At 72.6% G+C, this 21540-nt stretch carries 20 protein-coding genes and 2 pseudogenes; 14 read left to right on the forward strand and 8 right to left on the reverse strand.

Features of this window, described 5'->3' with window-relative positions:
* Positions 1-235: 235 nt before the first annotated feature.
* A complete protein-coding gene (locus AB0O29_RS16305) occupies positions 236-1867 on the forward strand; it encodes an NAD(P)/FAD-dependent oxidoreductase (RefSeq protein WP_365152085.1) in 1632 nt (543 codons plus the stop codon).
* 151 nt (positions 1868-2018) lie between these two features.
* Here the strand turns inward: AB0O29_RS16305 and AB0O29_RS16310 are convergent, their stop codons facing one another.
* The 4 genes from AB0O29_RS16310 to AB0O29_RS16325 form a co-directional block, all read right to left on the reverse strand.
* On the reverse strand, positions 2019-3482 hold the full coding sequence (locus tag AB0O29_RS16310) for an RICIN domain-containing protein (protein WP_365152087.1): 1464 nt from the start codon (positions 3480-3482) through the stop codon (positions 2019-2021).
* A 283-nt stretch (positions 3483-3765) separates the two neighbouring features.
* Positions 3766-5076: a Dyp-type peroxidase gene (locus tag AB0O29_RS16315; protein WP_365152089.1), complete on the reverse strand. Its 1311-nt coding sequence runs from the start codon at positions 5074-5076 to the stop codon at positions 3766-3768.
* On the reverse strand, positions 5063-5692 hold the full coding sequence (locus AB0O29_RS16320) for a molybdopterin-dependent oxidoreductase (RefSeq protein WP_365152091.1): 630 nt from the start codon (positions 5690-5692) through the stop codon (positions 5063-5065). Before AB0O29_RS16320 ends, AB0O29_RS16315 begins: the two co-directional genes overlap by 14 nt.
* 256 nt (positions 5693-5948) lie before the next feature.
* Positions 5949-6662, reverse strand: coding sequence for a PAS domain-containing protein (locus AB0O29_RS16325; protein WP_365152093.1), 714 nt, complete (start codon positions 6660-6662; stop codon positions 5949-5951).
* 220 nt (positions 6663-6882) lie between these two features.
* Here AB0O29_RS16325 and AB0O29_RS16330 point away from each other — a divergent pair, with 220 nt between their 5' ends.
* The 6 genes and pseudogenes from AB0O29_RS16330 to AB0O29_RS16355 all read left to right on the forward strand — a co-directional run bounded on the left by AB0O29_RS16330 (position 6883) and on the right by AB0O29_RS16355 (position 11141).
* Positions 6883-7818, forward strand: coding sequence for an alpha/beta hydrolase (locus AB0O29_RS16330; protein ID WP_365152095.1), 936 nt, complete (start codon positions 6883-6885; stop codon positions 7816-7818).
* 157 nt (positions 7819-7975) lie between these two features.
* A pseudogene (locus AB0O29_RS16335) lies at positions 7976-8335 on the forward strand (dienelactone hydrolase family protein); the annotation flags it as partial.
* Positions 8336-8480: 145 nt separating this feature from the next.
* Entirely contained in the window at positions 8481-8843 is a 363-nt protein-coding gene (locus AB0O29_RS16340) for a MarR family transcriptional regulator (RefSeq protein ID WP_365152135.1), read from the forward strand.
* A complete protein-coding gene (locus AB0O29_RS16345) occupies positions 8840-10276 on the forward strand; it encodes an MFS transporter (RefSeq protein ID WP_365152097.1) in 1437 nt (478 codons plus the stop codon). The genes AB0O29_RS16340 and AB0O29_RS16345 overlap by 4 nt, the downstream gene beginning before the upstream one ends.
* Positions 10277-10375 (forward strand): annotated as a pseudogene (locus tag AB0O29_RS16350) (DUF1330 domain-containing protein); the annotation flags it as partial.
* A gap of 352 nt (positions 10376-10727) precedes the next feature.
* On the forward strand, positions 10728-11141 hold the full coding sequence (locus tag AB0O29_RS16355) for a hypothetical protein (protein WP_365152099.1): 414 nt from the start codon (positions 10728-10730) through the stop codon (positions 11139-11141).
* A gap of 147 nt (positions 11142-11288) precedes the next feature.
* Here the strand turns inward: AB0O29_RS16355 and AB0O29_RS16360 are convergent, their stop codons facing one another.
* Complete coding sequence (locus AB0O29_RS16360) at positions 11289-11927, reverse strand: TetR family transcriptional regulator C-terminal domain-containing protein (protein ID WP_365152101.1); 639 nt, start codon at positions 11925-11927, stop codon at positions 11289-11291.
* A 132-nt stretch (positions 11928-12059) separates the two neighbouring features.
* Between AB0O29_RS16360 and AB0O29_RS16365 the strand changes: the two genes are divergently transcribed.
* Positions 12060-13319: an FAD-dependent monooxygenase gene (locus AB0O29_RS16365; RefSeq protein WP_365152103.1), complete on the forward strand. Its 1260-nt coding sequence runs from the start codon at positions 12060-12062 to the stop codon at positions 13317-13319.
* A gap of 262 nt (positions 13320-13581) precedes the next feature.
* Here AB0O29_RS16365 and AB0O29_RS16370 read toward each other — a convergent pair whose 3' ends face one another.
* A complete protein-coding gene (locus tag AB0O29_RS16370; RefSeq protein ID WP_365152105.1) occupies positions 13582-13878 on the reverse strand; it encodes a DUF1330 domain-containing protein in 297 nt (98 codons plus the stop codon).
* A 170-nt stretch (positions 13879-14048) separates the two neighbouring features.
* Between AB0O29_RS16370 and AB0O29_RS16375 the strand changes: the two genes are divergently transcribed.
* From AB0O29_RS16375 to AB0O29_RS16385, 3 genes are all read left to right on the forward strand, one after another.
* Complete coding sequence (locus AB0O29_RS16375; RefSeq protein ID WP_365152107.1) at positions 14049-14561, forward strand: MarR family transcriptional regulator; 513 nt, start codon at positions 14049-14051, stop codon at positions 14559-14561.
* A 25-nt stretch (positions 14562-14586) separates the two neighbouring features.
* Positions 14587-15357: a methyltransferase domain-containing protein gene (locus AB0O29_RS16380; RefSeq protein WP_365152109.1), complete on the forward strand. Its 771-nt coding sequence runs from the start codon at positions 14587-14589 to the stop codon at positions 15355-15357.
* A 153-nt stretch (positions 15358-15510) separates the two neighbouring features.
* Complete coding sequence (locus AB0O29_RS16385) at positions 15511-17091, forward strand: M12 family metallo-peptidase (protein WP_365152111.1); 1581 nt, start codon at positions 15511-15513, stop codon at positions 17089-17091.
* Positions 17092-17135: 44 nt separating this feature from the next.
* Here AB0O29_RS16385 and AB0O29_RS16390 read toward each other — a convergent pair whose 3' ends face one another.
* Positions 17136-17756: a VC0807 family protein gene (locus AB0O29_RS16390; protein WP_365152113.1), complete on the reverse strand. Its 621-nt coding sequence runs from the start codon at positions 17754-17756 to the stop codon at positions 17136-17138.
* A 236-nt stretch (positions 17757-17992) separates the two neighbouring features.
* The gene (locus AB0O29_RS16395; protein ID WP_365152115.1) at positions 17993-18946 is read right to left on the reverse strand and encodes an ADP-ribosylglycohydrolase family protein; all 954 of its coding nucleotides are present in this window, start codon (positions 18944-18946) and stop codon (positions 17993-17995) included.
* A 153-nt stretch (positions 18947-19099) separates the two neighbouring features.
* Here AB0O29_RS16395 and AB0O29_RS16400 point away from each other — a divergent pair, with 153 nt between their 5' ends.
* From AB0O29_RS16400 to AB0O29_RS16410, 3 genes are all read left to right on the forward strand, one after another.
* Positions 19100-19882, forward strand: a complete 783-nt coding sequence (locus AB0O29_RS16400; protein ID WP_365152117.1) for an erythromycin esterase family protein — start codon at positions 19100-19102, stop codon at positions 19880-19882.
* A gap of 168 nt (positions 19883-20050) precedes the next feature.
* Positions 20051-20455, forward strand: coding sequence for a hypothetical protein (locus tag AB0O29_RS16405; RefSeq protein ID WP_365152119.1), 405 nt, complete (start codon positions 20051-20053; stop codon positions 20453-20455).
* An 85-nt stretch (positions 20456-20540) separates the two neighbouring features.
* A complete protein-coding gene (locus AB0O29_RS16410; protein WP_365152121.1) occupies positions 20541-21464 on the forward strand; it encodes a hypothetical protein in 924 nt (307 codons plus the stop codon).
* Positions 21465-21540 lie beyond the last annotated feature (76 nt).

The raw sequence follows: 21540 nt of genomic DNA on the forward strand, positions 1-21540 counted from the left end.
TGAAGATTACCTGTGAGGCGGGGGGTCGTCACGGTCCAATAACGGCCAATCACCGCACTCCGTAGCACCGGTTGGCGGATTTCCAACGGCCGGGTGTTCGGGTGCGGACGCCCGGCGAGGGAGGTGGCCGACGCGTCATCCCCCACTTCCGGTAGCACCGGACATGCGCCAGGATGTCGCTCCCGTGCCGCCGCGCCCCGTGCCGCCTGCCGCGTACGGAGATATGGAGCAACCGATGGAAAACACCGCCCCCGGCGCCGACCGGGTCGACGCCGTCGTCGTCGGCGCCGGGCTCTCGGGCCTCTACCAGCTGTACCGGCTGCGTGAACTCGGCTTACGCGTAGCGGTCTTCGAGGCCGGCGAGGACATCGGCGGGACCTGGTACTGGAACCGCTATCCCGGCGCACGCTGCGACGTCGAGAGCATGTCGTACTCGTACTCCTTCTCCCCCGAACTGGACCAGGAGTGGGAATGGAGCGAGCGGTACGCGTCCCAGCCGGAGATCCTGCGTTACATCCACCACGTCGCCGACCGCTTCGGCCTGCGCGGCGACGTCACCCTGCGCACCCGCGTCACGCGCGCCGCCTACGACGCCGCCGCCCACACCTGGCGCGTCTCGACCGATACCGGACGCACCGTCACCACCCGTTTCCTCATCCTGGCCTCGGGCTGCATGTCCGTCCCCAAGGACCCCCGCATACCCGGGCTGGACCGCTTCACGGGCGAGGTGCTGCACACCGCCCGCTGGCCGCGCGAGGAGGTCTCCTTCACCGGGAAGCGGGTCGCCGTCGTCGGGACCGGATGCTCCGGGGTCCAGGCCGTTCCCGTGATCGCCGGGCTGGCGGCCGCCCTCACCGTCTTCCAGCGCACCCCGGCCTACGCGCTGCCCGCCCACAACCGCCCGCTGCTCGACGCCGAGACCGCCGAACTCAAGTCCCGGTACCCGCAGTTCCGCCGGGCCCAGCGGCTCTCCCGGGGCGGTACCGTCGTCGAACCGCCTACCGGTTCCGCTCTCGCGGCCGACGAGGCCGAGCGGACGGCCGCCTACGAGGCGGCCTGGGAGTCGGGACTGCTCAGCGGGCTGCTGCGCACGTACACCGACATCCTCACCGACGAGAAGGCCAACGAGACGGTGGCCGAGTTCGTCCGGTCCAAGATCCGGTCGGCCGTCGACGACCCGGAGACGGCCGAGGCGCTCTCCCCCCGCACGTTCCCGTTCGCGACGAAGCGCCCCTGCCTGGACACCGGCTACTACGCCGCCTACAACCTGCCGCACGTGAAGCTGGTGGACCTCCGCGCGACCCCGATCGAGACGATCACGCCCCGGGGGATCCGGACCACGGAGGGGGAACACCCCCTCGACACGATGGTCTTCGCCACCGGCTTCGACGCGCTGACCGGTTCCCAGCTCGCCATCGACATCGTGGGCAGGGCCGAGGTGAGCCTGAGGGAGAAATGGGCGGACGGTCCCCGCAACCACCTCGGGCTCATGACGGCGGGTTTCCCCAACCTCTTCACCGTACTCGGCCCGCTCAGCCCGTCCGTCCTCAGCAACATCGCGGTGTCCCTGGAGCAGCAGGTGGAGTGGATCACCGACTGCATCGCCCATCTGATCCGCAACGGCCTCACGGAGATCGACGCCGCACCGGAGGCGGAGGAGGCCTGGGGCGCCCACGTCGCGGAGCTGGCGGACGGAACGCTGTACCCGGCGGCGGAGTCCTGGTACATGGGGTCCAACGTCCCCGGCAAGCCGCGGGTGTTCCTGGCCTACACCGGCGGGCTGGACCGGTACCGGGCCGCGTGCGCGGCATCGGCCCGAGACGGCTACAGCGGATTCGTCCTGTCCGGCGAGGGCCGCGAACGATGACGGGTTGACGGCCAGGTGCCCGTGGCTGTGGCCGTGCCCGTGGCTGTGGCCGCGGCTGTGGCCCTGACGGCCGAAGCCCGGTCCGGTACCGCGGTGTGCGGTAGCCGGACCGGGCTTCGGCCGGTCGTGCCCATGCCGTGACGGGCTCGCGTCAGTGCGAGGGGCAGGTGGCCTGGGTGACCTTGCCGGCCTTCGCGGTCGACGTCGAGGGGTCCAGCGTCAGGCACTTCCCGGTCCACTGGTTGATGAAGTAGTAGCCGCGCTCCCCGCCGCCGAGGCCGACCGGGATGACGTTCCACAGCTGGCTGCCGGAGAACGACTTCGTCTCACAGGGCCACCAGAAGAGCTGCGTGCCGTCACCGGGCGGCGTGCCGTTGTTGTACGGAACGGTCAGGCAGGTGCCGTTGCCCGCCTTGATCCAGTAGAAGCCCTTGCCGTCGTAGTCCGGCTTGGTGGCGGTCCACTGGTGGCTGCTGGGCACCGGGTCGGCGCAGGCGCGCTGCGTCACGAGGCCGCCGCTGCCGTCGCTGAACTCGTCACCGCGCACCATGCACCGGTTCGAGCCGTAGGTGCTGCGGTACTGCTTCCCGTTGACCAGCCACACCGCCGGGTCCGGCGGATAGACATAGGCGTCCTTGTTGAGCCCTTCGACCACCGACACGGGGTTGACGCCCGCGGTGTCGCTCTTCTCGTAGAAGTTGACGGCGACGAAGTTCGGGGCCCGGCCGGTGACACCGCGGCAGGTCTCGATTCGCTTTTTGAGGTCATTGCCGTTGTCGCCCGCCGCGAGGTCCTGCGGGTTGATCGCGTCCGAGTTGAACTGGTTCATCGTGAACAGCGGGGTCAGGTTGGCCGTCCCCGGCATGGTCTTGGTGTTCAGCGGCAGGCTGTGGTCCCTGACGGCGCAGCCCGACGGGGCGTTGCCCGTGCCGTAGCCGTACTTGTTCTCCACCGTGTGCGACCAGGTGTTCATCAGGGTTCCGGAGCCGACGGCCACGTCGTCCCAGCTGTCCTGGAAGATCACCAGGCGCTGGTTGTCGGCGACCATGTCGCGCAGGCGCGGCCAGTTGTTGCTGAAGATGCCGTACTTGTTCTGGTTGAACAGCATCTTGCCGGCGCCCTTGGCGTCCAGCATGGTGGTGAGGTCCCTGCTGAGCGTCTCCCGGCTGGCGTAGTTCTCCAGGAAGACCGTCACCACCTCCTGCGGGTTCTTCTGGAGGAAGTTGACGATGGTCAGCACCGCGGACTTGAAGTCCTCGTAGCAGGTGACCCGACTGGTGTGGCAGAGCCCGACGGGGCCGGAGCCGTTGGGGTCGTAGGTGTCGAGCATGAGTCCGCGCACCCCGCCTTCGAGCTGCTGCTTGATGCTCTGCGACTGGTTCGGCGGGAGCGGCATCTGCGACCAGTCGTCCGCGAACGCGTTGTGCGAGGTCACCCAGGACCACTGGTCGTAGCGCGCGTAGCCGTACTTGCCGGTGTCCGCGGCGGCGGCGCCGGTCGGCGCCGTCAGCGCCGAGGCCAGGACGAGGAGCGGGAGCACCGGCAGCGCGAACAGGCGCAGCAGGCGGGTACGGCGGCCGGTGCCCGGGCGGGGCACGGCAGCAGTGGTTCTCATGGTGGATTTTCCCCTGGTGGAAAGCGGGTGCCTGCATGCGCGGGCGCGGTGCGGAGGCGGCCGGGAGTCTGGAAGTTCCCTCTCTGGTCCGCCGCACGCCCGCACGTGGGGCTGGCGGTGGACAGGCCCGGCGGGGTGGGCCGCCGTCCGGGTCGTCCTCAGCCAATCGCGCCGGGGCGGAGTGGACCAGGAAATTCCACCCGCAGAAGTACGACCCGGCGTACTTCTGCCGGTGCGGTCCCGGTGGGCCGGGCTGCGGTACCGGCCGCGCGGAACACGCACCTCACCCTTCCAGGAGTGCCTGGGCGACGTAGCCGCCCGGGCGGATTCCTCCGGGTACGGCGAACAGTGCGGACGTCTCGTGGACCAGGTAGCGGGAGAGGGCGTCGCCCCGGGAGAGGCGCTGCTGGACGGGGATGAAGCCGGTGCGGGGGTCGGGCTGCCAGGCCAGGAAGAGCAGCCCCGCGTCCGGGGTGCCGTCCGGGCGCGGGCCGTCGTGGTACGACCAGCTGCGCCGGACCAGGGTGGCGCCGTTGTTGGTGGTGGGGGCGGCGAGGCGGATGTGGGCGTTGGTGGCGATGACCGGGATCCCGTCGGGGCGGGCGGCGGCGAGGTCGACGGGGGTGTGCTCGGTGCCGCCGGTCAGGGGGGCGCCGTCGGCGGCGCGGCGGCCGAGGGCCTGTTCGCGGTGGCCGGGCGGCAGGGTGTCCCAGTGGTCGAGGAGCATGCGGATGCGCCGGATCACCACGTAGGAGCCGCCCGCGAGCCATTCCGGCGCGTCCGGCGCCGTCACCAGGGCCTTGGCGGGGTCCGGGTTGTTGGTTCCGTCGATCTGGCCCATCAGGTTGCGGCGGCCGTCGGCGGCGGTGAACCCGGTCATGGTCCAGCGAAGCCCGGCCTCGCCGTGGGCCAGGCGTTGCAGGGTCCGCAGGACGTGGGCGGCGACGAAGGCGTCGTCGACGCCGATCTGGACGAACAGGTCGCCGTCGCCGCGGGCGGGGTCGAGCCGGTCCTCGCCGAAGGCGGGCAGCGGAGCCAGGGCGGCGGGGCGGGTGGCGGTCAGGCCCGTGCGGTCGAAGAAGCTCGGGCCCAGGCCGAAGGTGAGGGTGAGGCGGGCCGGTGCGGTGCCGGTCAGGGCCCCGGTATCGGCGGCGCGGGAGCCGGGCGGCTCCAGCTCGGGGGGAACCGCCTCCCCCCGTACGAGGTGCTCGGCGGCGGAGGTCCAGCGCAGCAGCAGGGCCGCCGCCCGGCCCCGGTCCGTACGGGCCCCGAAGTCGAAGGCGGCCAGGCGGACGTGCTGCTGGCGGGGCGTCAGGATCCCGGCCTGCTGGGGACCGTGGAACGGGATGGCGGCCGAGGTGCCGGCCCGATCCTCGTCGCGGAGGGCCACCGCGGCGGCGCCTCCCCCGGCCAGGACGGTCAGGCCGCCGGCGGTGAGCAGGGAGCGCCGGGAGACCCTGCGGCGGGGGCCGTCAGGGGGTGGCTCCGGCGGTGCCGGTGAGGCTCCGGGGCCGGGTACCTGCGGCACGGTGGCGGGTACCGGCGGGAGGCCCGCCGGCTCGGACTCCGCCGGGCGCTCGTCAGCGTCCGGCACCGGAGGCTCCGTCGACGGCGGCGTCCACCGTGCCCACCCACAGCTGGTTCAGCTCCGAGACGTACCGGCCGCCCTTGGTGTCCTGCGGGACCACCAGCTGCGGGCCGGCGGCGTCGTCGAAGGGCTTTCCGTCTTCCGAAACGGCCAGCAGGATCTGGGACTTGGCGAAGCCGGGATCCAGTTCCGCCCAGGCGAACACGGCCCGGTAGTCACCGCCGCCGGTCGCCGCGACCATCCCGTGCAGCTGCCCGTTCTTCTTCGAGGCGTCGAAGCGCGGCTGCGCGTCCTTGAGGACGTCGTACAGCGGGACGCCCTGGTAGGTGTGCTTCTGCTGCCCCTTGGCGCTGGTGTACTCCACCTCCACCGACTGCTGCGGCAGGCCGCGCAGCGTGGCCAGGGTGATGGTGGACGGCTTGTCCACCTGGCCCGCCACCCGTACCTCGCCGGGCTTGAGGGCGGGGGCGGGGGACGCGGCCGTCGAGGGGCCGGCCGGTGCGGCGGGCGACGAAGCCGCCGGCGAACCGGTCGCCTTCTCAGGGGTGTTGCCACCACATCCGGCGAGCGCCAGGGCCGCGGACGCGGCAACGACGGGCACCGGCAGACGACGACGGTTCACGAAGGGACTCCCCTCTCGGGCTGAGCGGTCCCGATCCCTGCGGCAACGGGTCGACACTGACCGCGACTGCACGCCCGATCGCCCGACCCAGCTGGCAAATGCACGGAGAAAGATATCGAACAAGCGGCAACTACCCAGGCCTGATTCAGGTTTCCGGAGGAACCCCCAATGCGGAGCACCGCCGTTATGGGAACGCACAGCCGGCGCCGCCGGACGCCGCGACCGCCGCCGGTGCCGGCCACCGGTCACCGCTCGCTCATGGGGACGGCTCGGGTGGCCAGGCGGTGGGTGAGAGCAGGCCGAGGACGTAGGCGCGGGCGACGAGAGCCGTACGGTTCGCGACGCCCAGACGGCGGGCCAGGCGGGTGACGTGGTAGTTGACGCCGTCGCTGCCGAGCGCGACGGTACGGGCGACCGCGGCCGTGGTGGCACCGGCGGCGACCAGGGCCAGGATGCGGGACTCCTGCGCGGTCAGGCGGGGCGGCTCCGTCGCCCCGGCTCCGTGGGTGGTGCGCCGGTCGTCGACGCTCAGAGTGGTCAGCAGGAGGGGCACGGCGCCGCCGGGGTCGCTCACGGGCTCGGCGGTGAGCTGCCCGGTGTACCGCACCCCGCCCGCCGTCCAGTACACGTGGACGGGGTAGCGGGAGCGCCTGCCCTTGGAGAGCGCCTCTTCGAGCCGGGTCAGCTGCGCGTCGTCGGTGGCGGTGAGCAGGTCGAGGAGGTGGCGTCCGGCCAGTCGGCCGGGGGGCTGGTGCCACAGGGCCGCGAGGGCCGGGTTGGCCGCGGTGATCTCGCCTTCGGCGGTGGTGATCGCGATCGGCGTCGGGACGCGGTCGAGGAGGTTCAGGAAGCGGGTGCGCCAGAGGGCGGGGTCCGACTCCGGGTCGGCGGGCGGCGGGAAGGCCGCTTCGGGAGACGGGTCCGGAGGCGGGTCCGGAGGCGATCCAGGAGGCGATTCAGGAGGTTTCACGGCGGGCGGATCCTTCACAGGGCAGGGGGCCGTCGTAGCCCGTTCGGCGGCCGGACGGCGCGGGCTGCGGGTCTGCGTCACTACAAGATCTTGCAGCGGTCCGCGTGGCGCGGCCAGCCGGCGGGCGGAATCGTGGGTTCCCAGTGGTCCGGGGTTCCCCGGCCTCCGTCCCGGGTCGGCACCGTGCGTGCCGCCGCCATTCGCCCGGAAGGTGCCCGTCATGCCCCTCGACCCCGCCATCGCGACGATCCTCGACCAGGTCAACACCTTCACGGCCGCGCCGATCCGCACCACCGACCCGGCCGTGCTGCGTGAGGCGGAGCGGCTGCTGAGGGGTACGGCGGACGGTGCCCCGCCGATCGTGATCGGCTCCGTCGAGGACGCCGCCGTGCCCGGCCCGGCCGGGGACGTTCCCGTACGCGTCTACCGGCCCGCCGGGGAGGGACCCGCCCCGACGGTGGTGTTCTTCCACGGCGGCGGCTGGATCACCGGTGACCTGGACAGCCACGACCTGGTCACCCGGCGGCTGTGTCACGACGTCGGTGCCGTCGTGGTCGCCGTCCACTACCGACGGGCCCCCGAGCACCCCTTCCCGGCCCCGCTCGACGACTGCCTGGCCGTCACCCGCCACATCGCCGCCCACATCGGCGACTACGGCGGCCGCCGCGACCGCCTCGCCGTCGCAGGCGACAGCGCGGGCGCCAACCTCGCCGCCGTCATCGCGCAGACCTTCCGCGACGAGGGGCTCCCGCTCGCCGCCCAGTTCCTCGCGTATCCGCCCACCGACTTCGACGGCGCCTACCCCTCCCGCGCCGAGAACGCCACCGGCTACATGCTCACCGCCGAGAACATCGCCGACATCCAGCACCTCTACGCCGGCGACGACCCGGCCGTCCGCACCAGCCCCCGGGTCTCGCCCCTGCGCGCCGCGCGCCTCACCGGTCTGGCACCGGCGATCGTCGCCACCGCCCGGTACGACCCCCTGCGCGACGAGGGCCAGGCCTACGCCCAGGCCCTCCAGGACGCCGGCGTCGACGTCTTCGTCCGCGACTACGAAGGGCTCATCCACGGCTTCCTCAACATGTTCCCCGTCTCCCCCGCCGCCGACGCCGCCGTCGGCGAGCTCTGCGCCGAACTGCGGGCACGGCTCCGGTAGTCCGGCAGGCCCCCGCCAGGCTCTCCGCCGGAGCGCGCCCTGCGGTAGGGGTGGGGCGCGGCGGACCATCCCCGCAGGCAACGGGGTCGACGCCGGCAGGGGCGGGCGGGGTGGTTTCGGGCACTCCGAGGCGGCCCGGCAACCGGCGCAGCCGCGTGGCGCGGTCGCGATGGAACTCGGTCGCGATGGCGTCGACCTGCGGGCGATCGGGACGGTCAACGCCGTGACCACGGGCCGACCGGGCGAGACGTCACGCATTCGCTGCCCGGTGTGGGCCGGGGTCGGGTCGGAGGACCCGATCATGCCGCCCGCGCAACGGGAGGCGTTCACCCCGGAGATGCAGGCCGCGGGTGCCGACTGGCGCCTCGTGGTCTACGGCGGAGCCCTTCACGCCTTCCACCACCCGCCGGTCGACCACCCCGCCCCTCCCGGGGTCGGCCACCACCCACGGCACGCACAGCGGGCCTGGCGCGACATCGTCGCCCTGCTCACCGAGTGCGTGCCCGTCACTGAATGAGCCGATCGATTTACATAGACTATGAATATAACGATGTTATGGTTCTGGCATGAGTCCTGAAGACGCCGTTCCCGGCGCGTCCGCCGCCATCGGGGCAGCCCTCTACGGGTTGGCCACCAGGGCCGCGAGGCGCCTGCCCCGGGACATGAGCCTGACGTCCGCCGCCACCCTGGCCACCCTTGACCGGACCGGCCCGCGGCGCATCACCGATCTGGCCGCGGTCGAGGGCGTCACCCAGCCAGCGATGACCACCCTGGTCCGGGTGATGGAGGAGTCCGGGCTGGTCGAGCGGCGGGGTGACGCTTCCGACAAGCGGGTCACGCTGGTGTGCCTGACCGAGGCCGGTGCCGCCTATGTCCGGGCCCGGCGTCAGGCGGGCGTCCACGCGTTCGAGCGGTTGATCGGCGGGCTCACCGGCGACGAGGTCGAGGCACTGGTGGCGGCCCTTCCGGCGCTGGAGCATCTGGCGGAGCTGGAGAGCCAGGACCGCGAAGGGCCGACGCGGTGACCGGGCGGCAGCCTGTCGGCGGGGGCTCGGTGGAGGCGATACCGGTGGCGGGTTCCGAGCCGCGGATGCTGGTGCCGGCCCTGATGTTCATCGCTCTGGTCGTGGCGGCGGTCGGCAGTCTCGGGACGCCGCTCATCACCAGCGTGGCGACCTCGTTCCACGTCTCGCTCGGCAGCGCGCAGTGGACGCTGACCGTCGCGCTGCTCAGCGGCGCCGTCGCCACGCCGGTCCTGGGCCGGCTCGGGGCCGGTCCGCACCGGCGGGCCGCGATCCTCGTCACGCTGGCGGTCGTCGTCGCCGGCAGCGCGCTCACCGTGCTGCCGCTGCCGTTCGCGTGGCTGCTGGCGGGCAGGGCGGCCCAGGGTGTCGGGCTCGGGCTGACGGCGCTGTTGATGGGCGTGGCCCGGGACCACCTCCCCGAGGAGCGCGGCGCGGCCGTGATCGCCCTGATCTCGGTGGTCTCGATCATCGGGGCCGGCGTCGGCTACCCGCTGGCCGCGCTGCTCGCCGAGTTCGGCGGGGTGCGGGCCGCCTACGGCCTCGGTCTGGCCGTCACCGCCGCCGCACTTCTGACCGCGTGGCGCTCCATGCCCGAGGCGCCCGAAGGCCGCTCCTCCCGTGTGAACGTGGCGGGCGCGGTCATCCTGGCCGCCGGGCTGCTGCTGGTGCTGTTCCTCGCCGGCGAACGGAGTCTGTGGAGCCGCCACTTGGCCGTGGCGGCGGGTCTCGCCGTCGTCGCGGTGGTGCTGCTGGGCGTCTGGGCCGTCATGGAGCTACGCAGTACGACGCCCCTGGTCGATGTGCGGGCGGTGCGGCACCCGGCGGTCGCCGGGGCGAACCTCGCCATGTTCGTCGGCGGGATCGGCATGTACCTGCTGCTCACGCTCATCACCCGGTACGCGCAGACGCCGCACGGCGCCGGATACGGCTTCGGGCTGACGACCTTCGTCGCCGGGCTGGTCCTCGTCCCGTTCTCGGTGCTGGGGTTCGTCGCCGGCAAGCTGATGCCGCGGATCCGGACCCGGGTCGCCGGCCCGCTGGTCCTGGCCGGCAGTGCCGTCGTGGTCGGCGGCGGGTTCGCCCAGTTCGCGGCGGCCCGGTCAAACCTCGTCGAACTGTTCGCGGCGATGGGCGTGCTCGGCTTCGGCGTCGGTGGCTTCTCGGCCGCGATGCCCGGCGTCATCCTGGCCGTCACCCCCAAGAGCGAGACGTCGAGCGCCATGAGCTTCAACTACGTCGTCCGCAGCGTCGGGTACGCCCTGGGCAGCGCCATCGGCGGTCTGATCCTCGCGGCGGGCACCGGCCCCGGCCGCCTCTTCCCCGACGACAGCGCCTACACCACCGCGGCGCTGGTCGGCATCGGCGCCATGGCGATCACGACGCTGACGAGCCTCGCGCTCGGCCGCCGGCGCCCGTCCGAGACCAATCCGTAAGTCCTGGTCGATTTCGACAGCTTCGAGCAGGCCGTCACGGCGCGCGAGAGTGCGGCCTACCAGCAGGCGTCGGCCATCCTCTCCGACGCCGTCGACCGCGTCTGGGCAGCTGCTCGGGGGGCGGATCTGCAGGCACTGGTCGACATCGGTGCGGCGCGGCTCGATCGGCGGGGCAGCGCCTGCCGGTGTGGTGGTTGCACGGCCTGGCAGAAGGCGTCGATCGTACTTTTGCGGGTGGAACTGCATGGACCGCATCCGTACCCGGTGATCGACTGTGCCTGCCGAAGGAGCGCTGCTCAGCGCCGGCGGACGACCCCACCGCTGCCCCTCGGCACCCCGGCCTGGCCCCCTCTGTGGTCCGGGAATGAACAACGGCGGCGGGCCGGAAGGCCCACTGTCAGCACCGCGTCCCTGCCCGAACCGGGCCGGTGGTCGCACGAAGGAGAGAGTCATGCTGGTCCGAAAGTTCAAGGCAGCCGTGATCGCGGCCGCCGCGCTCGCGAGCGTCGCGGCGGTGGCCACCCCCGCCGAGGCGAGCAACTGCTCGCGCGGAGGCGGCGTCTACATCTGCGAGTACGGCGTGACCAGCTACAAGCTCCCGAACGGTACGAAGCAGGAGTTCATCGTCGGCACCGACCGCGCGGTGTGGACCCGTTGGACCGACTCCGACGGTGACTGGACGGGATGGAGCTCCATGGGCGGACGGGCGTCGAGCACGGCGCGCGCGTACGACTACGACACCAGCGACCCCTGGACCTTCCGGGTGTTCTACTACGACGAGCGCGGCGAGTACTGGGGCCGCAACCGTGACCACGACGGCAACTGGTCCGGGTGGACCCACTACGACCTGCCCCTCAACGGCTGATCACCGAGCCTGGCGGCGATGCCCCATCGCCCCGGCCGGGACTCCCCCGGCTCATTCGACGGCCCCCGCGAGCACCGGTGCTCGCGGGGGCCGTCGTCGTCGTGCTCCCGCCCTATGCCCCGTCCCTCGCGGATGGTTGGCGCGGCCCTAAGGGCGGAGGGCGGCGGCGACGAGGCCTTCGACCGCCTCCGGGGACACCTGCGCGCCGGTGAGGAGCGCGTCGAAGACGAGCCCGTCGACGCAGACGAGCAGGGTGTGGGTACGGCTCGGCGGGTCCGCGACGCCGTGTGCGGCGAGGAAGACCCGGACGGCCTCGCGGCCCGCGTTGTCGTGCGGGGTGAGGATCTCGCGCAGCTCCGGGTCCCGCACGCTCTCGATCGCGCAGGCGTGCCGGGCGAGGGAGCGCCGCCGGCCCTCGCCGGTCAACCGCGCCTCGGCCAGCGCGCGGATCCCGCCCACCAGCTCGTCCGGGGTGCGCAGCGCGGGCAGCCGTTCGCCGGCCGCGTGCAGCTCGGCCTGGTCCCGGGCGACGAGACGCCGGACGAGCGCGGTGAGCAGGGCGGCCCGGGTGCGGAAGTAGGCGGAGGTGGTGCCGGGCGGCAGGCCGGCGGCGCGGTCCACGGCCCGGTGGGTCAGGCCGCGCATCCCTTCGTCGGCGACGACCTCGATGGCGGCGTCGGCCAGCGCGGCCCGCCGCTCGTCGCCCTTGCCCGGCGCGTGGGCCCCGGCTCGGGCCGCCGTCGCGGTCCCGGCCGCCGTGGCCGTCGCCGCCGCTTCCTCCGTCATGCCCAGGTCCTTCGCTGTCCGCCGTCGTTCTCGCCGGCGACCGAGGGTCTCGGTCGCCACTCCCCCATTTCTACACCTGTAGAAGCACTTGCTAGGTTCTTCTACAGGTGTAGAAGAATTGGAGGTCGGCGGGTGGAAACGGACATGGGCGCGGACATGGACGCGGACTCGGGTGGGGACGTGGGCGCGACCGCTGATGGCAAGGGCTGCGGAAGGGGTGTCTACCGTGACGGAGCTCCCGGCAAGGAGGACTCCGGCGCCGGCCGGGCCGTTGTCGTCGGGGGCGGCATCGGCGGGCTGGCAGCCGCCGTCGCACTGTGCCGGGTCGGCCGCCGGGTGACCGTCCTCGAGCGCTCGCCGGTGCTCGCCGACGCCGGGGCCGCCATCTCACTGGCCGCCAACGGCATCCGCGCCCTCGACGCGCTCGGCCTGGGGGCGGCCGTACGCGAGGCAGGCCGCGCCCAGTACACCGGCGGAACTCGTACCCCCGACGGCCGCTGGCTGTCGCGTATGGACGGCGCCGCGCTCGAACGCGCCCTCGGCACTCCCATGGTCGGCATCCCGCGCGCCTCCCTCCACCGGATCCTGCGCGCCGCCCTCCCGCCCGGGGCGCTCGTCACCGGCGTCGAGATCACCGGCCCGGAGGATCCGCTGCTCGACGGGGCCGAACTCGTGGTCGCGGCCGATGGGATCGGCAGCCGCACCCGCGCCCGGCTCTTCCCCGGCCACCCCGGGCCCGCGTACGCCGGCTCGACCGTGCTGCGCGCCGTCACCGCCCGAGCGGTGCCCGTCGGGACGGACTTCACGCTCGTGTGGGGGCCCGGCCGCGAGTTCGGCCACCTCGCCCTCGCCGACGGCCGCGCCGAATGGCACGCCGTCCTGGCGCGGCCTGCGGGCATCCGCCACGAGGACCCCCTGGCGATGCTGCCCGAGCAGTTCGCCGGCTGGCCGGACCCGGTGGCCGCGCTGCTCACCGCCACGCGCCCCGAGGACGTGCTCCACCACGACGTGTACGAACTCGTCGCCCCGCTGCCCTCGTTCGCGGTCGGACGTGTCGCACTGCTCGGCGACGCCGCTCACGCGATGACCCCGAACCTCGGCCAAGGCGCCTGTCAGGCCCTGGAGGACGCGGTCACCCTCGCCGCCGCGGTGGCCGCCGGGCCCACCCTGCCCGCGGCTCTGGCCCGCTACGACGCCGCCCGCCGGCCGCGCACCCGGTCCGTCGCCCGCGCGGCGCGGCAGGCCGGGCGGCTGGGGCACCGGCTCCGCCACCCGCTCGCGGTGGCGCTGCGCAACACCGCCCTCAGGACGGCCCCGTCCACCACCACCGTCCGCGCGATCCTCCGCCACGCGGACTGGACCCCGCCCCGTCTTTCCGCTCCGGCCAAGTGACCTGGGGCGGAGATGCGGGGGGGGCTGGGCGCCTGCCCGGTGGGTGGTGTGGGGGTGGATCGCCATACGAGCGGACAGGCGCGACGGCACCGTCCAGCCGCCGTCCGCGTCGGCCCGGGCCGTGGCCCCCGTAGCCGGGGGCGGGCACGGGCTTGCGGTGGTCGGGGCGGATGGACAGGCACCCGGCCGGGCCGGGGGTCCGGGCCACCTCGCCTCCGGAACGCGGCCCGGGTGCCGGGCGAGGGCCGGCGACCGCCGCCGATCAGGCGGGGAGGCCGGCGACGAGCTGGACGTCGACCTCGTGGCCCATGGTCTCGACGCGCCATGCGACCAGTTCCTGGTAGGCGGGCGAGGCGTACCAGCCGCGGGCCGACTCCTCGGTCGGGAAGCCGACGAGGGCGGTCTTCGTAAACGCCGAGGGGCCTTCCAGCCGGGTCGGGGCGTCGAAGGCGAGCAGCCGGCCGCCGAACGCGTCGAGCGTCGGGCCGACATGGGCGAGGTAGTGGCCGAGGGCGGCGTCGGGCGTGTTGTCCGTACGGATGAACAGGACGTAGTGCATGGACTTCTCCCGGTTGCTCCGGCGCGCCCGCTTCTGCGGGCACGACCACGGAATCGAAAGATCTGGTGTCGAATCTTTCGATGTCGAAGGTTTCTTGGGATGAAGGTAGCCACCGGATTGCGTTGGAGTCAAATGGTTCGACGTCGAAGTGTTCTGCTAGCCTTGCTCCCATGCGCGACACGGTGGACGAGGTCATCGAACGGTGGGACGCCGTTCGCCCCGGGCTGGACACGGAGCCGATCGGCGTGGTCCTGCGGATCTTCCGCGCCTCACGCCACCTCGACCAGGGGATCAAGGGCTACTTCGACGAACACGGCCTGGAGACGTGGGAGTACGACATCCTGACCACCCTCCTGCGCGCGGGCGGCGGCAACGCCCTCCGGATGAGCGACCTGGCCGGCGCCGCGATGATCAGCCCGGCGGCCCTCACGAACCGCGTCGACCGCCTGGTCGCCAAGGGCCTGGTCACCCGGGCGACCGACCCGGACAACCGGCGCCTGGTGCGCACGGAGCTCACCGCCGAGGGGAGCCGGATCGCCGAAGACCTCATCGAGGGCCACCTGGCCAACGAGCGCGAACTCATCGATGGCCTCACCCCCCAGGAATCGCGCCAGCTGGCGTCGCTGCTGCGCAAGCTGCTGGTGCCCTTCGAGGGCGAATCCCGCGAGACCGAAAGCCCCTGACGCGGCGTCCGGCTCCCTCTCCCCGATGGTTACGGCCTCCGGGTCCGCACCCGCGAGGGAGGCCGAGAGCGAGACGTCGCCGGAGTTTCGCACCCGGGAGCTGTTACGCCGGCATCTGGCTCCCGCACCGGCGAGGATCCTCGATGTCGGCGGCGGCCCCGGCGCCCACGCCCGCTGGCTCACCGACGACGGCCACACCGTGCACCTCGTCGACCCCGTCGCCAAACACGTCGCCCAGGCCGCCGAGATCCCGGGCGTCAGCACCGAACTCGGCGACGCCCGTGCCCTCACCGCGGCCGACGACTCCTTCGACGTCGTCCTTCTCCTGGGGCCGCTCTATCACCTGCACGAGCGGTCCGACCGGCTTCTCGCGCTGCGCGAGGCCCGGCGCGTGCTGAGGCCCGGCGGTCTCCTCGCGGCCGCCGTGATCAGCCGCTACAGTCCCCTGCTCGACTACCTGGCCACGACCGGCATCGCCGACCCCGCCATCCAGGACGGTGTCCGCACCACCCTCGACGAAGGGCGCTACTCCGGCGCCCGCGGCTTCACCCACGCCTACTTCCAGACCTCCGCCGAGCTACGCGGCGAGCTGGCGGAGGCGGGCTTCGTCGAGCCCACGGTCTACGGGGTGGAGGGGCCGGGCTGGGTCGCGGTCAAGGCGATCACGAAGTACGCGGGCATCGACCTGATCGGCACCCCCATGTACGAGGCGGCGCTGGCCGCCGCCCGCGTCGCGGAGCCGTACCCGGCCCTGACGGACTCCTCCGCCCACATGCTGGCCTTCGCCCGGGGCTGAACCCGTACCCCCACGGTCTGCCGCACGGTGGCGCGCAGGCGGCCGACGTGGATCGGCCAGATGTCGGACGGCACCGTGGGAATCGGGTGACAGACGCCGGTGCGGGGCATGTCGGCCCGGCCCCCGGGGCCCGGGCCTGTGTACATGCCATGCATGATCACGTCGCGTCCCGTCCTGCGGGCGGGTCTGTCCGCCCTGTGCGCCGCCGCCCTCGTCCTGCCCCTGGCCGGGGCCGCTCCGGCCGTGACCGGCCCCCCGGCCAAGAGCCCGGCGGCCGGCTCGCTCGTGCCGGCCGCCGACGGCAAGGAGATCCTCCGCGAGCGCTCCATCCCCCTCGAACCCGCCGACTTCCGCTGGCTGTGTGGGAGCCGCCCCTTCGGTGCGCCCCTGCAGCACGTGTTCGAGCTCTTCCCCGACCTGCGGCTGAGGACCGTCGAAGAGCGCCTCGACCACGACGAGGCCTCCCTGACCTGGACCGGGCACGTGCAGGGGATGCCGTCGTCCAGCGTGGTGCTGTCGGCCACCGGCGTCTGCGCGGACGCCCCCGATCCGGCGGCCGTCGGCATCGACGCCCACTTCGACCTCGGCGAACGGGTCTACCGCATCTCCATGCTCCGCAACGAGCCGGGACGACTGCGGATCACCGAGGAGGACCCCGACCACCGCAAGCACCCCGCGGGCGACGACATCGATCCGGAGCACCCGCTGCCGGACCCGGAGGTGATGCGCAAGGGCCTGGAGCACCTCCGGAAGCGGGCGGCCGCGGCCACGGGCGAGCCGGTGGTCATCGACATGATCGTCGGCTACACCCCGGCCGCCGCCTGGCGCCTCGGCGGGGAGGAGGCCGTCCAGTCCCGCATCCGGCTGGCCGAGTCCTATCTCAACCAGGCCTTCGCGGACAGCAACGTCCAGGCGAGCGTGGACGTCATCGGCACCTACAACACCGGCTACTACGGCGACCAGACCGCCGCCACGATGCTGAAGAAGCTGGAGAACCCCAACGACCTCGAACTCGGCTCCCGGGCCGGCCAGTTGCGCCGCCAGTACGGCGTCGACCTGGTCTCGGTGGTCAACGACGTGCCCAACGGCTCCTCCGGCCAGGCCAACCTGCCGATGCCGATCAGCGAGCGGAGCGACGACCAGGCCTTCTCGGTCGTGGACGTCCAGTCCATCGTGAACTGGTACAACTTCGGCCACGAGGTGGGACACAACCTCGGCCTGTGGCACGACCGGACCACCCTGGACCAGCAGACCGGCGGACAGGACTACCGCCCCTACCTGACCACCCCGTACAGCACCGGGTACGTCACCCCCGACCACCGCTTCCACACGCTGATGGCGTACTCGACCGCCTGCGGACAGCCCTGCACGGCCGTCAACCAGTACTCCAACACCGAGAACACCGTGGACGGGCAGCCCCTGGGCGACGCCTACAACAACAACGCGGCGGTCGCCCGGCTGACCACCCCGATCGTCGCGGGCTACCGCACCCTGACGATCGCCCGCCAGCGCTACGCCCTGACCCTGCAGGCCGGAACGGGCGGCACGCTCCGCCCCTCCACCTACGGCCCGTACGCACCGGGCACCACGGTCACCCTCACCGCCCGCCCGGCGGACGGCTACCGGGTCGCCGGCTGGGAGTCGGACGGCGTCGCCTACGCCTACACGGGCACCGAGGCGACCGTCACCATGGACCGCGCGCACACGGTCAAGGTCCTGTTCACGCGTGGGTGAGCACGGGCAGCCCGAGGAGGTCCAGCACGTCACCGGGGCGGTGGTCATGCTTCGGCGTGCGTCGGTGTGGCGGTCCGGGGCTCAGCGTGCTCCTTCTTCATCGAGCGGACGGTCCACAGGATCAGTCCGCCCGTGAAGGTGAACATGAGCAGTTGCGACACGTTGGAGGCGACCGTGAGCGGGAGCAGGTAGACGGCCGCGATGCGCAGCGAGGCGTCGATCAGGAGCGTGGTGCCCCAGACCAGGGTGACGCGGCGCCAGCGGGCCCGCATGGTGGCCGTGTCCGCCCTGGCCTGGAAATCGGCGGCCTGCCGCGTCCCTGCCTGGCGGGCGAACCGCAGCGCGGCGTAGTAGGCGAGGGGGCGGCGGACGACGCAGCTGCCGACGAGCAGCAGGCCGGCCACGGCGGACTGCGCGGAGTCCTTGGCGAGGATGAACCTGGCTCCGCCGCCGGCGAAGCTCAGTGCCAGGCTCGCTCCGAACAGGAAGAGCAGGAAGAGGGCGAACGCGTCGACCCTGCGTTGGCGGACGGCCACCCAGAGCATGCGCGCGCCGGCGACGAGGGTGCCGGCGAGCAAGGCGCCGTAGGTGCTCGCGCCGAGCAGCTCGGCGGCGAAGTACGCCATGACCGACAGGCCGATGTCGTAGAAGAGCGTGGTGACCATCGCACGCTTCACGGCACGGGACCGCGAGGTGCGGGTGCTGTCGTCGCCGTTGTCTGCGGGGCTTGACGGGATTGCGGACATGGGAGCCTCCGGTTGCGAAGGGAGTGGAGGAAGCCGAGGTCAGGACCATCTGGGGTCGACGTTACGGCGGCCCCGGGCGCCTGTCCTGAGGCGTCGGGGGTAGATCCGGGTGGAGAAATCCCTCCACCCGACTCCACCCCCGCTCCCTGCGGGGGCTACCGCTTCCGCCGCATCGGCAGTTCCTCTTCGAGGCGCTGTGCGAGGTGGAGCAGGTCGGCCAGGTGCAGTACCCGTCCGTCGAATCCGGGGAGGGGGACGTGGAGCGGCCGGGTCCAGCGGGCGGGGATCGCGTCCAGCCCGTAGTGGGCCCCCGCGAGGCCTCCGGTCACCGCGGCGACGGTGTCCGTGTCACCGCCGAGGTCGATCGCCGCGCGCAGCGCGTCTTCGAAGCCGGAGGTGGTGCGCAGGGCCCAGACTGCGGAGCCCAGGCAGGGCCAAACGGCGCCGTTGAACTCGGTGGCCTGGCCGGGGTCCCAGTCGGGTGCGAGGACGGTGGCGTAGCGGCCGCGGTGGTCGGGGTGGACATGCGACAGGATGTCCGGGAGGGCTGTGAGGGGGGCGGAGCCCTCAAGGGTGACGCGGATGAGTTCGTGGAAGATCGCCGTGCCCTCCCAGGCCGCGCGGTCGCCGTGGGTGAGGGCGGCGATGCGGCGGGCCGCGTCCATGGTCCCGTCCCGGCCGGCGGCGGCGAAATAGACCGCGGAGGTCGATGCCCGCATCAAGGAGCCGTTTCCCGCAGCCCGTTGGTTGATCTGGAAGTGGATCGCGGCGGCGAGGTCCCAGGGCATGCCGTTGGTCAGGACGTCCTCGGTCTGCAGGCCGATGTCCTTCGGTTCTGACGCCGCCCAGCGCTGGAAGCGGGCGAAGACGTCCGGCGCGTCCAGGCCGCCCTGCTCCAGCAGCGACTCCGCTACGAGGACGGCCATCTGCGTGTCGTCCGTGGCTTCGCCGGGATCCCAGCCGCCGCCTCCGCACATCTCGCCACCGGCGCCCGGTGCGGGGAACCGCCGGGAGAACGCCCCTTCGGGACCGAACTCGAAGGGGCCGCCCAAGGCATCGCCCACCGCGGCACCGACGATCGCGCCGGCGGCCCGTTGCATTCGCTCCATCCGTGCAGGCTATCGGCCGTGGGCGCGACACCGCCGCGCCGACTGTTTGAGGACGGTGTCCGGCTCGCCTCCAGGGCCCGGCTGGAGCCCGGTTCGTGGGGATATCCCCCGGGAAGGTGTCAGGCCGGCGCGCGCGTGACGATCTTCTCAGCAGTGCTGGACACCAAGCTCGCCCTGGAGATCAGCTGGTCGGCGGGGCTACGGATCGACGACTACCTCCAGCGCGGCGACGGTGACCGCACCGCGCGGCAGGTCGTGCACGAGGTGATGGACGGCACCGGTCTGCGCCCGCTCGACGACGCCACCGCCTACCTCTTGCAGCGGCCGCTCACCGAGCGGCAGCAGAACGCGGCCAAGGCGCAGCGCGTACTGGACCTCGTACGAGGCGGTCAGGCGCAAGGGGGCGGTGGGGACTTCGAGTTCGTCGTCCAGAACGCACGGAACATCGCCCAGACCTACACCTTCCTGAGCGTCGACCCCGGCGACCAGGGGTCGTTGACCGCCGTGGAGCGCTACCGTGACCAGGTGATGGCCGAGACCACGGCCTGGTGGCAGCGGCGCACCGGCGGCAGGATCCTGCTGTCCGCCCACAACGGCCACGCCGGCTACGCGTCATCCGACCCCGCGACGTACCCGAAGACCCAGGGCTCCTTCCTCTCCAAGGACCGACCGCTCGGCGGCGAGTGGAAGAAGTTCACCGTCGGCCCGGCCGCTCCCGGCACGAACGAGAGCACGCTCGACCGGGTCCGGTACCGCGACTACTACGTCGACCTGCGCAAGGCCCCTGCCGCCGCACGTAGTTGGCTGGGCGTCTCACGTCCGACGTGCAGCTTCGGCACGAAGTACCCGAACGACACGACGCCCGAGATCGCCATCGGCGGGGCCTACGACGTCCTGGTCCACCTCCACACCGTCCGGGAGGCGGGCAGGCTGTAGCGCGTCCGCGTCAGCGTGGACGGCCGAGTCGTCCTGGTCGACCCCATCCGGGCCCAGTGTCAGACGGAAGTCCATTTATGCAGGTCAGGGGCAGACTTGCTACTGTGCCCTCGTTTGGCCCGGACTTGATCGTCGGGCCCTGTTCTGCCTGTATAGATGGGTTTTCTTGTGAAGAAGTCGTTTGCCTCCCTGGCCGTGGCCGGCCTCGCCGCCGCCTCCGTCGTCGCCCTGGCTCCCACCGCCTCCGCCGCCGGCTGCACGTCGACCTGGCTGAAGAGCCCCGGAACGACGACGAACGGTGCCATGGTGGCGACCAAGGCCGACTCGCCCTGCCACGACCTGAACGTCTCCTGGTCCCAGAGCTTCTCCGGCAACTACTCCGGCTACTACGGCCTGTACCGCAAGTCGAGCTCGGCGGGCTGGACCGGCGGCTCCAAGGGCTACGTCCAGATGGACAACGGCTACCACGACATCAACAACTCCTACTTCGCGCTGGTCACCGACCTCTCGGCCGGCACGCAGTTCACCGTGATCAGCCGTCAGCCCGGTGACCAGGTCACCATCGTTCACTGATCCGGCTCCGTGTCCGCCGGGCTTCCGGCCCGGCGGACACGGCTCCCGGACACCCGATCCACCCTCGTCATCGGAGGTAGGCGGCATGCCCCGCCCCGTCCGGCCCTTCCGCCGCCCCCGTTCCCGTTCCCGCAGCGCTTTCGGAGCCGTCCTGGCCGGCACGCTCCTGATGCTGTCCTCCGCCTGCTCGGCGCCCGCACATCCCGGGTCGGCCACGAGCGGCGCCCCGGACGGCACGGCCGCCGCCGGGCCCGCGGTGCCGGTTTCCTACGGGATCCCGCAGGACGTCACCGCCATGGTGCTGCCCGCCACCGGCAAGGACACCCGGCTCACGCAGGGGCTTGAGGGGTTCACGGGCCTGATCCGCTCCCAGGTCCTGCGCGGCTGCCTGACCGGCGCGCACGCCGCCGTGCCCGACATGCCTCCGCCCATGTTCATCCGGCTGTTCGAAGTCCCCGACCTCGAGTTCATCGCGCGCGACGGCTTCCAGGGCAGCGTCATCCCCGGTTCCGTGCCCGGCCCTTCGGCCCCGGGTTCGGCGATGCCGGACGAGGCCCTGGCCCGGCGCTGCACCCAGCAGGGCGACGCGGCCGCCGCCGAACTCCAGTCGTCCTACGGCCCGTTGCTGTCGCGCTGGCTCCTCCAGCTCGCGCCGCTGGAGCGGAACGAGGCCGTCGTGTCCGCGCGTACGTCCTTCACGGCCTGTCTGGCCGGCAAGGGCGTCCAGGCGAAGGACGAGAACGCCTTCTTCGACGGCGTCGACCGCAAGATGCAGGCGAGTGACGGCCGCGAGGCGTTGAAGGCGGAGGACCGCAGGCTCGGGGCGATCTACGCCACGTGCTTCGGTCCGGTCGAGGCGGCCAGGGAACCGCTGCGCGTCCAGCTGCGCGAGCGGTTCGCCGCGGAGAACCAGGCCGAGCTCGAGAAGGTCCGCGGCGGGCTCCCGGGGCTGCTCGCCGGGATGGAGAAGCGCTACGCGCTCCGGTTCTCCGTGCCCACCACGGCCTGAGCCGAACGGCCGCCTGCGGGGAACGGCCGCCCCCGTCGCTCGCCGCGTGTCATGCTGACGGGCGCCCCCGGGACGA

It is taken from the genome of Streptomyces sp. NPDC089915, assembly GCF_040684675.1.
GTDB lineage: Bacteria > Actinomycetota > Actinomycetes > Streptomycetales > Streptomycetaceae > Streptomyces.

Bases quoted from the DNA above. Each gene is read 5' to 3' on its own strand.
- AB0O29_RS16305 (WP_365152085.1), top strand. From the start codon at position 236: ATGGAAAACACCGCCCCCGGCGCCGACCGGGTCGACGCCGTCGTCGTC.
- AB0O29_RS16310 (WP_365152087.1), bottom strand. From the start codon at position 3,482: ATGAGAACCACTGCTGCCGTGCCCCGCCCGGGCACCGGCCGCCGTACC.
- AB0O29_RS16330 (WP_365152095.1), top strand. From the start codon at position 6,883: ATGCCCCTCGACCCCGCCATCGCGACGATCCTCGACCAGGTCAACACC.
- AB0O29_RS16340 (WP_365152135.1), top strand. From the start codon at position 8,481: ATGAGCCTGACGTCCGCCGCCACCCTGGCCACCCTTGACCGGACCGGC.
- AB0O29_RS16355 (WP_365152099.1), top strand. From the start codon at position 10,728: ATGCTGGTCCGAAAGTTCAAGGCAGCCGTGATCGCGGCCGCCGCGCTC.
- AB0O29_RS16360 (WP_365152101.1), bottom strand. From the start codon at position 11,927: ATGACGGAGGAAGCGGCGGCGACGGCCACGGCGGCCGGGACCGCGACG.
- AB0O29_RS16370 (WP_365152105.1), bottom strand. From the start codon at position 13,878: ATGCACTACGTCCTGTTCATCCGTACGGACAACACGCCCGACGCCGCC.
- AB0O29_RS16375 (WP_365152107.1), top strand. From the start codon at position 14,049: ATGCGCGACACGGTGGACGAGGTCATCGAACGGTGGGACGCCGTTCGC.
- AB0O29_RS16380 (WP_365152109.1), top strand. From the start codon at position 14,587: ATGGTTACGGCCTCCGGGTCCGCACCCGCGAGGGAGGCCGAGAGCGAG.
- AB0O29_RS16385 (WP_365152111.1), top strand. From the start codon at position 15,511: ATGATCACGTCGCGTCCCGTCCTGCGGGCGGGTCTGTCCGCCCTGTGC.
- AB0O29_RS16390 (WP_365152113.1), bottom strand. From the start codon at position 17,756: ATGGTCACCACGCTCTTCTACGACATCGGCCTGTCGGTCATGGCGTAC.
- AB0O29_RS16395 (WP_365152115.1), bottom strand. From the start codon at position 18,946: ATGGAGCGAATGCAACGGGCCGCCGGCGCGATCGTCGGTGCCGCGGTG.
- AB0O29_RS16410 (WP_365152121.1), top strand. From the start codon at position 20,541: ATGCCCCGCCCCGTCCGGCCCTTCCGCCGCCCCCGTTCCCGTTCCCGC.